Source organism: Streptomyces sp. NBC_00237, assembly GCF_026342435.1.
Classification (GTDB): domain Bacteria; phylum Actinomycetota; class Actinomycetes; order Streptomycetales; family Streptomycetaceae; genus Streptomyces.
Window position 1 is genome coordinate 216,832 of record NZ_JAPEMT010000004.1, and the last position, 12,433, is coordinate 229,264.

The following is a 12,433-nucleotide window of genomic DNA, read 5'->3' on the forward strand; positions in this document are numbered from 1 at the left end:
GCATGGTCAGCCTTACTTGACGGATCCGCCGGTGATCCCGGCGGCGATGTACTTCTGGGCGAGGACGAGCAGCACGGCGGCCGGGACCGCCGACAGGACGGCGGCGGCCATGACCGAGCCCCAGTCGCCGACGTGGGCGCCGATGTACTGGTAGATGCCGAGCGTCACGGGTTTGACGTCGTCGGTGGTGTTGAGGGTGAGCGCGAACATGAAGTCGCTCCACGCGTACAGGAAGGAGAACAGCCCTGCGGTGATGAGGGAGTTGCGGCTCATCGGCAGCACGACCTGGACGAACGTGCGCACTGTGCCCGCACCGTCGACCTCGGCCGCCTCGATGACCTCCTGGGGAACGGCCAGCATGAAGGAGCGCATCAGGACGATAGCGAAGGGGATGCCGAGCGACGCGTCGGCGAGCATCAGGCCGAAGTAGGAGTTGACCAGGCCGAGTTCGACGTAGGCGCTGTAGAGGGCGTTGGCGATGACGATGCCCGGCACCATCTGCGTGATGAGGGTGGCGAAGACGATGCTCCTGGCGCCGGGCAGCCGGAACCGGGCGAGCCCGTACGCGGCGGGCGCGGCGACCGCCAGACAGATGACGACGGCGCCGAGCGCGACGGCGAGCGAGGTCAGCAGATGGCCGCCCTGTTCGGCGAGGGCGTCGGCGAATCCGGACAGGTCCACCGCGTGCGGTACGGGCGCGACGTCGAGCAGTCCGGACTCGGGTTGCAGCGCCGTGTTGACCATCCAGTACAGCGGGAACAGCATCACGCCCAGGATGACCGCGCCCGTGACGGTCGCGCCCCAGCGTCGCCCGGGTCCGGGTCCGGGTAGGGCGGGCGGACGGCTGCGTACGGACGGCGGACGGTTCCGTACGGACGGCGGGTGGGTGGTCGCCATGCCGGTCACTTCCCCTCGGAGCGGTTGGCCCGCAGGTAGAGCACCGCGAAGACGGCGGAGATCAGGATCAGGACGTTGCCGACGACGGCTCCCGCACCGAAGTCCAGCTGGACGAAGGAGTTCTGGTACGTGAGCGTGCCGAGCGTCTGGGTGGAGTCGGCCGGGCCGCCGTCGGTCAGCGCCAGGATCAGGTCGAGGATCTTGACCGTCGACATGAAGCCCAGCACGAGGACGACGGTGATGACCGGTCTGAGCAGCGGCAGCGTGACGGAGCGGAAGGTGCGCCAGGCGGACGCGCCGTCCAGGGCCGCGGCCTCGTACAGCTCTCTGGGGACCTCCTGGAGTCCGCCGTAGAGGATCACCATGTTGAACGGGATGCCGATCCAGACGTTCACCAGGATCACGGAGAACAGGGCCGTGCCGGGGCTGGTCAGCCACGGGGTGTTCCCGCCGAGGCCGAGGGTGTCGGCGAAGGAGTTCAGGACGCCGGTGTCCTGGTCGAGGATGCGGCGCCACACGACGCCGGAGACGACCATCGGGACGAGCCAGGGCAGCAGGATCAGCGAGCGCAGGAAACCGTTGAGCGGGAACCTCTTGGTGAAGAAGACGGCGAGCGCGAGGCCGATGCCGAACTGGCCCACCAGGGAGCCGACCGTGAAGACGACGGTGTGCCACAGCGCTTTGCCGAAGAGGTCGTCGTGGAAGACCTTGCTCCAGTTGTCGGTGCCGTTGAAGGGGGACCTGCCGTCGAAGAACGTGGACGGTGAGAAGTCCTGGAAGCTCATCACGACGTTGCGGACGAGCGGGTAGCCGAAGAACAGCAGCATGAACACGACGGCGGGGGCGATGAACCCCCACTGCGAGAGCCTGCGCCGACGGGCGGGCCGCGAGGGGGGCCTGCCGCCCGCCGTGGTCCGGTGGGCGGCGGGGACGGTGGTCGACACGGTGGTCATTCGCCTCGCCCCCCGCCCGTCGCGCGCAGTTGCGCCTTCTTCAGCACGGCCTCGCTGCTCTGTCCGGTGAGCGCGGACTGGAAGGCGCTCTGGAGTGCCAGTGACACGGACGGCCAGCGGGCGCCGACCTTCGTGGTGCGCGAGCGGGCGGTGGCCACTTGGTCGGCCAGCGCGGCCAGTTCGGGCACTTCCCTGCGCCATGCCTCGGCGGCCTTCTCGTTCGCCGGTACCGTCCGGCTGTTGCGTGCGTAGGTGATCTGTTCCTGCTCGGACGACATGCAGCGGACGATCTTCGCGGCCGTCCTCTCGCGGGTCGCCTCACCGGTCCTGGGGACGGTGAGCACGGTGCCGCCGAGGGGGCCGACGGACGTGTCGCCCGCCTTCGGCACGGGTATCCGGGCGATCTTCCAGTGCAGGTCCTTCTTGGTGTTGAGGGTGTCCACCTGCCACGGACCGTTGATCATCATCGCGGCGTTGCCCGCCATGAACTGGTCGTTGACGTCGGCCTGCGTCCAGTTGACGGTCGACCTGGACAGCGATCCGTCCGCGATGAGGCCCTTCCAGTGGTCGAGCGCCCCGGCGACGTTCCTGGTGGCGAGGTCGCGCTCGTCACCGCCGTTGGACCACATGAACGGGGTGAACTGGAAGACGCCGTCCTCGGCGCCGCCCGCGCTCAGGGCGATGCCGTACCGCTTGCCCCGGGTGAGCTGCTTGGCGGTCTGCCTCATCTCGGCCCACGTGGTGGGCACGCGCAGACCGGCCTGGTCGAGGAGGTCCTCGTTGTAGAAGAGGGCGAGAGTGTTCACCGTCCGCGCGGCGCCGTAGTAGGTGCCCCGGTACGAGCCGAAGTCGACGATGCCCCCAGGGACGTCCTCGGTGGACAGACCGAGGGTGCGCAGGTCGACGAGCCCGCCCGCCCCGGCGAACGTCGGCATCTCGGAGGCGTCGAACTGGATGACGTCCGGCAGGGACTTCGAGGACGCCATGCGCAGGGACTTCGTCATCACGTGCGCGGCGGGGACGCTCCGCTGCTCGATGGTGAGACCGAGCTGCTTGCCGCAGCGCGCGAGCGCGGCGGCGTCCCAGCCGTGGTACGAGGCGTCGGTCGAGGAGTTGAGGACGGTGAAGACGCCGTCGTCGCGCTGCTGGGCGCAGCCCGTGAGGGCGACGGACGCGACGAGCAAGGAGGCGACGGCGGGCGGGAGCACGCCCCGTCGGCCGGTACGTCGACGCCTGACGCGCGGCACGACCGGCGCGATGGCCGGTGTCACGTCAGGGGGTGGTGCTGCTGTCACGGTGATGGCCCTTGCCTGGGAGGGGTGGCGGTTCCGGTGGAACGCCTCGGCCCCGTCGGGGAGTCGGCGGTGGCCCGGAGCTGCGTGCGGCTGCCTGCGACTGCATGCGGCTGCTGTACGTACGCGCGGCCGTGCGTCGGCCCGGCGCCCCGGGGCGGTTTGTTTCCTGCCATGACTAATACGCCATGCCTCGTCGAAGCGCTAGACCCCAAGGCGCGATCCTGCCTCCATATTCCCCCACACTCCCTGACAGCAAAGAGTCGAAGCGCTTCGACCAATCTCTACCCTGAACCCTTGTTCCTGTGTTCTCCTACCTGAACCACCTCTGCTCCCCTGGGAAGATCATGAAGTTCACCGACGGCTTCTGGCTGATGCGCGACGGGGTCCGGGCCTCGTACGCCACCGAGGTCAAAGACCTCCACGTACGCACCGACCGCTTCACCGCGTACGCCGCCGCCCAGCGCGTCGAGCGCCGCGGCGACACCCTCAACTCACCTCTGCTGACCACCGATTGCTTCTCCCCCGCCGAGGGCGTCATCGGCGTGCGCATCACGCACCACGCGGGCAAACGGCACCCCGGCCCGGACTTCGCCCTGCCCGGTGCACACACCGCCGCCGGAAAGGTGCACGGGGAGGGCAGCGTTGTCGAACTGACCAGCGGCGCCCTGTCCGTCCGTCTGGACACCGCCGCCCCCTGGACGCTCTCCTTCCGCGACGCGCACGGACGCGAGGTGACGCAGGCGGGCCGCAAGGGCACTGCCTTCTTCACCACCGCCGACGGCACCCACCACATGGCCGCCCAGCTCGCCCTCGGCATCGGCGAGCAGGTCTACGGCCTCGGCGAACGCTTCACCCCGTTCGTCAAGAACGGTCAGAGCGTCGACATGTGGCAGGCCGACGGCGGCACCAGCAGTGAACAGTCGTACAAGAACGTCCCGTTCAGCCTCCACCTCTCGCCCACCGGCGCGTACGGGGTGTTCGTCGACCACCCCGGCCGGGTCGGCTACGAGATCGGCTCCGAGTCGGTCGGCCAGATGCAGTTCAGCGTCGAGGACCAGACCCTCACGTACTACGTCGTCGCGGGTCCCGCCCCCAAGGACGTACTGCGCCGCTACACCGCGCTCACCGGCCGCCCGGCGCTGCCACCGGCCTGGTCCTTCGGCCTCTGGCTGACGACGTCGTTCACCACGCAGTACGACGAGGAGACCGTCACGTCCTTCGTCGACGGCATGGCCGAGCGCGACATCCCCCTCTCCGTCTTCCACTTCGACTGCTTCTGGATGCGCGAGTACCAGTGGTCGGACTTCGCCTGGGACCCGCACGTCTTCCCGGATCCGGACGGCATGCTGGCCCGCCTCAAGGAGCGGGGCCTGCGGATCTCCGTCTGGATCAATCCGTACATCGCCCAGAAGTCAGCCCTGTTCGAGGAGGCCGCGCGGTACGGGTATCTGGTGAAGCGGCCGAACGGCGACGTCTGGCAGTGGGACCTGTGGCAGGCCGGCATGGGCCTGGTCGACTTCACGAACCAGGCGGCCTGCGCCTGGTTCCAGGGGAAGCTGAAGGTCCTCCTGGACCAGGGCGTCGACTGTTTCAAGACGGACTTCGGCGAGCGCATCCCCACCGATGTCCGCTGGCACGACGGCTCCGACCCCGAGCGCATGCACAACTACTACACGCACCTGTACAACCAGGTCGTCTTCGAGCTGCTGCAGAAGGAGCGCGGCACCGGCGAGGCGGTGCTGTTCGCGCGCTCGGCCACGGCGGGCGGCCAGCAGTTCCCGGTGCACTGGGGCGGCGACTGCTGGGCGTCGTTCGGCGCGATGGCGGAGTCGCTGCGCGGCGGGCTCTCCCTGTCGCTGTCCGGCTTCGGCTTCTGGTCGCACGACATCGGCGGCTTCGAGGGCACGCCCGACGCGGCCGTCTTCAAGCGGTGGCTGGCGTTCGGCCTGCTGTCCTCGCACAGCCGCCTGCACGGTTCCAGTTCGTACCGGGTGCCGTGGGAGTTCGGTGACGAAGCGGTCGACGTGGCCGGTAAGTTCACCCGGCTCAAGCACCGCCTGATGCCGTACCTGTACGGTGCGGCGGCCGAGGCACAGCGCGACGGCGTGCCGCTCATGCGGCCCATGCTCCTGGAGTTCCCCGACGACCCGTCCTCCCGCACGCTCGACCGGCAGTACATGCTCGGCCCTGACCTGCTGGTGGCCCCTGTGTTCACCGAGGACGGCGACGTCGAGTTCTACCTCCCCGAGGGAATCTGGACGCACCTACTGACCGGTGAGCGGGTGGTGGGTCCGGGCTGGCGGCGGGAGAAGCACGGCTTCGACAGCCTCCCGCTGTACGTCCGGCCGGGCGCGGTGCTGCCGCTCGGCGCCGACGAGCAGCGCCCCGACGGCGACTGGGCCGACGGCCTCACCCTGCTGGTGACACCCGGCGCGTACGACGTGAGTGTCGGGCTGCCCGACCGCGAGGGCCGTACGGTCGCGACGTACCGGGTGAGCCGGGACGCGGTGGGCGGGGCCGTGACGGTCACGGCGTCTGACGGGGGCGCGGTGCCGAGGGTCGAGCAGTGGTGACGTCCCTGCCCCCGCGCGTCCTGTTCGGCGCCGCCTATTACCACGAGTACCAGCCCTACGAGCGGCTGGAGACCGACCTCGATCTGATGGCGGAGGCCAAGTTCACCGTCATCCGGGTCGGCGAGTCCGTCTGGTCCACCTGGGAGCCTTCGAACGGACGCTTCGACCTCGACTGGCTGCGCCCCGTCCTCGACGGCGCCCACGAACGCGGCATGTCCGTCATCATCGGTACGCCGACCTATGCGGTGCCGCCCTGGCTGGCCCGGCAGTACCCGGAGATCGCCGCCGAGGACGCGGCCGGAAGGCCCGCCGCGTGGGGCGGCCGTCAGGAGGTGGACTACACCCACCCCGCGTTCCGCTTCCACGCGGAGCGCGTGATCCGCCGGATCGTCGCCCGGTACGCCTCGCACCCCGCCGTCGTCGGCTTCCAGGTGGACAACGAGCCCGGCACCCGGATCACGCACAACCACGGCGTCTTCCAGCGCTTCGTGGACGATCTGCGGCAGCGCTACGGCGACGTGGAGGCCCTCAACCGCGAGTGGGGGCTGACGTACTGGTCGCACCGGCTGAGCACCTGGGCCGACCTGTGGAAGCCCGAGGGCAACGCCCAGCCGCAGTACGACCTGGCCTGGCGGGCGTTCGAGGCGCGCCAGGTGACGGAGTTCATCGCGTGGCAGGCCGGGATCGTACGGGAGTACACGAGGGCCGGGCAGTTCGTCACGACGTGCCTGGCCTACGGCTCTCCCGGCCTGGAGGACGACGAGCTGACGGACGCGCTGGACGTCACGGCGGGCAACCCGTACTACGACATGCAGGACAGCCTCACCATGCCCGGGCCGCCGCGCGAGAAGCTGCCCCAGCAGTGGATGGCGTACGGGGCGTGGGCGCTGCACCAGAGCGCCGACCGGATCTACTCATCGCGCCAGGAACCCTTCCTGATCACGGAGACCAACGCCCAGGCGATCGGCGGCAGTTCGGACAACCGCCCCGCCTTCGACGGCCAGTGGCGGCAGGCCGCGTGGGCGCTGGTCGCACGCGGTGCCCGCATGATCGAGTACTGGCACTGGCACACACTGCACTTCGGCACCGAGACGTACTGGGGCGGAGTCCTGCCGCACAGCGGACGGCCGGGCCGCGCCTACGCCGAACTCGCACGGCTGGGGGCCGAGTTCGAGCGGGCGGGCGACCTCGTCGCGGGGATCACGCCGGACGCCGACATCGCGATGGTCCACTCGGCGCACAGCAGGTGGCTGATGCAGAGGCACCCCCCGCTGACCGGTCCCGACGGCGGTCCGGACGCGGGGGCGTACGAGGGCATCTTCGAACCGTTCTACCGGGGCGCGTTCGAGGCGGGGCGGCAGATACGGATCCTGCACGCCCGCCAGCTCCACGACCCGGGCGGCGAACGCCCGCCTCTGGCAGCGGAGTTGATGGCCAGACGGCATCCCGTACTCGTCGCACCCGGACTGTACGTCGCCGACGACGGCATGCTCGACTGGCTCGCCGCGTACGCCGAGGCGGGCGGCCACCTGGTGCTCGGGCCGCGTACCGGCTACGGCGACCAGGAGGCACGGGCGCGCCACGGGGTGACGCCGGCCCGGCTGGTGAAGGCCGCGGGCGTGCGTTACGACGAGTTCAGCAACCTGCACGCCGACCTGCCGCTGCGCAGCACGCCGGGCAGCCCGCTCCGGCTGTCGGACGACGCGGTGGCCACCCGGTGGGTGGAGGGGCTCGCCGTGGACGACGCCGAGGTCCTGGCCGCGTACGAGCACCCGCACTTCGGCCGGTGGCCCGCCGTCACCACGCGCCGTCACGGCGCGGGTCGCGTCACCTGTGTCGGCACCGTGCCCGGCCGCGAGCTGGCCCGCGCGCTCGCCGCCTGGGTCGCACCCGCGCCGTGCAGCGCCTGGCAGGACCTGCCGGGCTCCGTCACGGTCGCGACCGGCACCGCCGAGGACGGGCGGCGCGTCCACGTCGTCCACAACTGGAACTGGGAACCGGCCGAGGCCCGGGCTCCGTTGGACCTGACGGACGTACTGGACGGCGGCGCGGTCCCGGTCCCGGCCGGTACTCCGGTGCGGCTCGGCGCGTGGGACGTCCGCGTCTTCGCGGCCCCGCCGGTCCCGCCGGTCCCGCCCGGGGAGTGACAAAAGGAGGGCCCGGCACGTGTGTGCCGGGCCTCTCCCGGGCCCGCCGACCGCCCCGCGGGCACTACACCCGTGAGTCCACGAGCTGCTCGAAGAAGAACTCGTGCTTGAGGAACGAGACGTCGTACTCGCTGCCTGATCCGGACGGGATCAGCTGCGCGGCCTGGATCAAGCGCCAGCCGTCGCACAGGGCCGCCACGCCCGTCTCGTACGGCGGCTCGTCGCTGTCGCCCGTGGTCGGGGAGGTGCGGCCGGTCCCGTCGTAGCGGGACCAGCCGATGACCGGGGAGTCCAGGGCCGAGGTGGACAGGTACAGCACCAGCACCCGTTGGCGCAGGGCGGGGGTGCCGGTCTCCTGCGGGGCGGGGGTCGTCCTGCCGACGGTCATGCGGCGTCCCCCTCGGGGCGGTTGGCGACCCTGGTCACCCAGTGGTCGAGGTCGAATCCTTCGTCGCCGGTCACCTCGCGCCACAGCAGGACCCGGTTGTACCGCTCCAGACGGCCGCCCGCCTGCTCGTACCACGGGAAGTGCGCGTCGAGTTCCCTGCGCACCCGGGGGTCGTGCAGGTCGGTGACGTCCCACAGGAGGCGCTGGCGCACCGTCGGGTTGAAGCGGATCTTGAACATGTAGCGCGGAATGTCGCTGTCGTTGCGGCGGCCCCCGTGCCAGAGCCCGTGGTGCAGGAACACCACGGTGCCTGCCGGGCAGACCAGCCGGTCCTGACCCCGCAGGTTCTGGTAGCGGCCGGTGTCGGTTTCGTTGGTGCGCCGCAGATGGCTGCCGGGCACGCTCAGCGTGCCGCCCATCTCCAGCGTGACCTGCTGCGGGTAGTACATCAGCTGGACGTCGAACGCGTCGGTCCGCACGTCGATGATGGCGTCCGCGTGCAGCGGCTGGGCCTCTCCCCCGTGCGGCTCACGGATGTGCACGGCGTGGTGGTCCACGTCCGGCTCCGGCCCCACCAGACTGCTCAACGCGCCTGCCACCTGCGGCAGTTCGAGCAGCCGGTGGGCGAACGAGCCCGGCGTATAGGCCCGTGACAGCGGTGTTCCGCACGGCACCGACGGCACTCCGTCCGCCAGGACGTGCAGCGCCTCGGCGTTCATCTCCGCCGGGACCACCGCGTCGAGGCGGAGCGATCCGCTCGCCACGAAGCGCGCCATCCGCACGGAACTGAGCAGGGTGCCGCTCTGCCGTCCGGGCGGCTCCTCTGCTTTCACGAGTTTCTCGGCTTTCACGAGTTTCTCGGTTTCCCCGGTTTCCTCGGTCCGCGTCATGGGCCACACGCTAGGAGCGGACGCCTGCGGGGCGCGTGGGTCCCGTTCACCGCTTGGTGGTCGATTTTCACCATGACCAGGTACGTGGGGGCGGAGTGCGCGGCGCGCTACGCGGCCCTGACGGCGCGCGGGGAGGCCCCGAGCCCCCGTCGGCATGCCTTGTTGAACGCCTGGAGGTCGGGGATGCCGACGGCGGCGGCCACCCCGGCGATGGAGAGCGTGCTGTCCCGCAGCAGGTGCCGGGCCCGCTCCATCCTGCGGGCCCTGATGTAGCCGACCACGGTCTCTCCGGTGGCGGCGCGGAAGAGGCGGGTCAGGTGGTTGTGCGAAATGCCCACCGCCTTCGCGAGGTCGGCCACGGCGAGCGGCTGCGCCAGCCGGGCCTCGATCAGGGCCACGGCGGCGGCCACGACGGGCGGGAGTGCCCGCGCGCTCCCGTCCCGGAGCGGTGCCAGCTCGGCCACCGTCCACAGCGCGGCCCACACCTCGGCCACCGTACGTCCGGGGGTCTGCGGCCAGGAGGCCAGCGCCTGCTTCAACCGGGCCTCCAGTACGCCGAGTTGGTGCCCGGCGTGCTGAACCGTCGGCACCTCGCGGGCGACGCCCGCCGCTCCGAGGCGCAGGTGCGCGTAAAGGTGCTCGGATCGGCCCCGATAGCGGTAGACCACCGGCGTTCCGGGCGGCACGAGGCTGACGGTGCCGGGGCGGATCCGGTGTGCGACGCCGCCCACGGTCAGGTCGGCCTCGTAGGCGTAGAGGTGGAACTGCCACAGGTGAGGCAGCTGGAACTCGTCCACGTGCCCGGCGGGACCGTGGACGCCGATGCCGACGGCCACGGGGTCGGGCGGACCGTCCAGCCGGACACGAGAGGTGTGGGCGGGCGGGAGTTCGGTCACAGCGGCATCCACCCGGTTTCGCAGCACGGAAATGAAGCGCTTCAACTCTGTCTCGTGCACCGGGTATTCGACAAGTGACCAGCTGTCTAAAGCCTCACGCGTGACGGGCTCTTGTTTTACGAGAAACATCCCCGTTAACTTGCGCCTGCCAGTGAAGCGCTTCGACAGGCTCGTAGGGCCCTTCCTGCCGTCCTGTGTGTTCCTCTGTGTCCCTCTGCGCCCCTCTGTGTCCCTCTGTGTCCACCTGTGTCCACCTGTGTCCACCTGTGTCCACGGCAGCTCTCCGGACACCCCGTCCTCCATGCGGCGCGAGCGGGCCGAGGGCCGTCGCGTACTCCTGTCCCCCGCTCCGGAACATCGCCGGAGCACCACCCGACTCCCTCGTACGAGGAGCCCGCATGACCACTCGCAGCATCACCGACCGTCTGGGCGGCCTCGCCTTCGGCGGGGACTACAACCCCGAGCAGTGGGACGAGCCGGTGTGGAAGGAGGACGACGAGCTGATGCGCCGGGCCAGGGTCAACCTGGCCACGGTGGGCGTCTTCTCCTGGGCCCTGCTCGAACCGGAGGAGGGGCGCTACGACTTCGACTGGCTCGACGCACACGTCGAACGCCTGCACGCGAACGGCGTGGCCGTCGACCTGGCCACCCCGACCGCCTCCCCGCCGCCCTGGTTCACCCTGGCCCACCCCGACGCGTTGCCGGTCACCCCCGAGGGCACCCGCCACGTCCACGGCAGCCGCAACACGTACTGCCTCGCCGCGCCCGCCTACCGGAACGCGGCCCGCCGGATCGCCTCCGCGCTGGCCGAGCGGTACGGCGACCACCCCGCCCTCGCGCTGTGGCACGTGCACAACGAGTACGCCACGCTCTGCTGGTGCGACCACACGGCCGCCGCCTTCCGGGTCTGGCTGCGCGAGCGCCACGGCTCGCTGGACGCCCTCAACGCGGCCTGGGGGACGGCCTTCTGGAGCCAGCACTACACCTCCTGGGAGCAGGTGCTGCCGCCGCGCGCGACGCATTGGCACGGGAACCCCGGCCAGGCCGTGGACTTCCGCCGCTTCTGGTCCGACGAGATCATCGCCGCCTACCGCGAGCAGCGCGACGCGATCCGCGCGCACAGCGACCGGCCGGTGACGACCAACCTGATGCTGCCCGCTTACCAGAACGTGGACCTGTGGAATTTCGCCCGCGAACTCGACGTCGTCACCTCCGACCAGTACCCGAGCTCCCCCGGCCTGGACGCCGCCGCCAGTGTCGCCGTCCACGCCGACCGCACCCGTTCCCTGGGCGGCGGACGCCCCTGGCTGCTGATGGAGCAGGGCACCAACACCGTCTACGACGGGGGTCGGATCCTCGGCAAGGAGCCCGGCGACATCCTGCGCCACTCGCTGGGCCATGTCGCCCGTGGTTCGGAGGGCGCCCTGTTCTTCCAGTGGCGGCAGTCCCGGGCAGGCGCCGAGACCTGGCACTCGGCGATGGTCCCGCACGCGGGCCCGGACAGCCGGATCTTCCGCGAGGTCACGCAGTTGGGCGAGGCGGTGTCCCGGCTGGGCGAGCTGGCGGGGTCGACGGTCACCGGTTCGGTTGCCGTACTGGACAGCCCGGACGCCTGGTGGGCACTCGGCGTGGACGGACTGCCTTCCTCCCGGCTCGACGACTACCACGGGGAACTCGTCCGGGCGCACCGCGCGCTGTGGGACGCGGGGCTCACCGTCGACTTCGCCCGTCCGGAGCACGAGTTGGGCCGCTACCGGCTGGTCGTCGCCCCTGCCCTGTTCCTCCTGTCCGACGAAGCCGCCGAGAACCTGCGCCGCTACGTCGAGGGCGGCGGGACGCTCCTGGTCCAGCACGCGGCCGGTTTCGTCGACGACCGCATGCACGCCAGGCTCGGCGGCTATCCGGCCGGGCCGCTGCGCGAGGCGCTGGGCATCCGCGTCGAGGAGCCCCGGCCGCTGCGGGAGGACCAGCGGATCACCCTGTCGGACGGGTCGCAGGGCACGGTCTGGAGCGAGGTGGTGCGCACCGAGGGCGCACAGACCCTCGCCACGTACACCCACGGCATGCTCGCGGGCGGGCCCGCCCTCACCCGGCACCGCTCCGGTGGCGGGCAGGGCTGGTACCTGTCCACCCGGCTGGACGACGCCGGTTACGCGGCCCTGGTCGGCCGCCTGCTGACGGAGGCCGGAGCCGGGCCCGACGTGCCGGGCATTCCGGCCGGTGTCGAGGCCGTCACCCGCCGCTCCTCCGACGGCCGTCACTGGCAGGTGCTGCTCAACCACACCGCCGAGGCCGTGCCCCTGCCCGAGCCCGCCCACGACCTGCTCACCGACGCCCCCGTACGTGAACTGCCCGCCGGCGGTTGCGCGGTTCTGCGCGGGCACTGAACCCGAA

Annotated in this window: 9 protein-coding genes; 3 read left to right on the top strand and 6 right to left on the bottom strand. The window is 71.0% G+C overall.

The window, feature by feature from the left end; genetic code table 11:
- Positions 1-12 precede the first annotated feature (12 nt).
- The 3 genes from OG897_RS33395 to OG897_RS33405 all read right to left on the bottom strand — a co-directional run bounded on the left by OG897_RS33395 (position 13) and on the right by OG897_RS33405 (position 3,058).
- Entirely contained in the window at positions 13-765 is a 753-nt protein-coding gene (locus OG897_RS33395; protein WP_266663696.1) for a carbohydrate ABC transporter permease, read from the bottom strand.
- 137 nt (positions 766-902) lie between these two features.
- Entirely contained in the window at positions 903-1,850 is a 948-nt protein-coding gene (locus OG897_RS33400) for a carbohydrate ABC transporter permease (protein WP_266662856.1), read from the bottom strand.
- Positions 1,847-3,058 (bottom strand): sugar ABC transporter substrate-binding protein, encoded by a 1,212-nt coding sequence (locus OG897_RS33405; protein ID WP_266663710.1) that lies wholly within the window; start codon positions 3,056-3,058, stop codon positions 1,847-1,849. Before OG897_RS33405 ends, OG897_RS33400 begins: the two co-directional genes overlap by 4 nt.
- Before the next feature lie 431 nt (positions 3,059-3,489).
- On the opposite strand from OG897_RS33405, the gene yicI reads away from it, so the two are divergent.
- Positions 3,490-5,718, top strand: a complete 2,229-nt coding sequence (yicI, locus tag OG897_RS33410; protein WP_266663712.1) for an alpha-xylosidase — start codon at positions 3,490-3,492, stop codon at positions 5,716-5,718.
- The gene (locus OG897_RS33415) at positions 5,715-7,865 is read left to right on the top strand and encodes a beta-galactosidase (RefSeq protein WP_266662858.1); all 2,151 of its coding nucleotides are present in this window, start codon (positions 5,715-5,717) and stop codon (positions 7,863-7,865) included. The genes yicI and OG897_RS33415 overlap by 4 nt, the downstream gene beginning before the upstream one ends.
- Before the next feature lie 64 nt (positions 7,866-7,929).
- On the opposite strand, the gene OG897_RS33420 is transcribed toward OG897_RS33415, so the two are convergent.
- The 3 genes from OG897_RS33420 to OG897_RS33430 form a co-directional block, all read right to left on the bottom strand.
- Positions 7,930-8,253: a hypothetical protein gene (locus tag OG897_RS33420; RefSeq protein WP_266662860.1), complete on the bottom strand. Its 324-nt coding sequence runs from the start codon at positions 8,251-8,253 to the stop codon at positions 7,930-7,932.
- Positions 8,250-9,029: a phytanoyl-CoA dioxygenase family protein gene (locus OG897_RS33425; RefSeq protein WP_266663714.1), complete on the bottom strand. Its 780-nt coding sequence runs from the start codon at positions 9,027-9,029 to the stop codon at positions 8,250-8,252. The genes OG897_RS33420 and OG897_RS33425 overlap by 4 nt, the downstream gene beginning before the upstream one ends.
- 221 nt (positions 9,030-9,250) lie before the next feature.
- Positions 9,251-10,039 (bottom strand): AraC family transcriptional regulator, encoded by a 789-nt coding sequence (locus OG897_RS33430; protein ID WP_266662861.1) that lies wholly within the window; start codon positions 10,037-10,039, stop codon positions 9,251-9,253.
- Between the two features lie 398 nt (positions 10,040-10,437).
- Between OG897_RS33430 and OG897_RS33435 the strand changes: the two genes are divergently transcribed.
- Entirely contained in the window at positions 10,438-12,426 is a 1,989-nt protein-coding gene (locus OG897_RS33435; protein ID WP_266662863.1) for a beta-galactosidase, read from the top strand.
- The last annotated feature ends 7 nt before the right edge of the window (positions 12,427-12,433 follow it).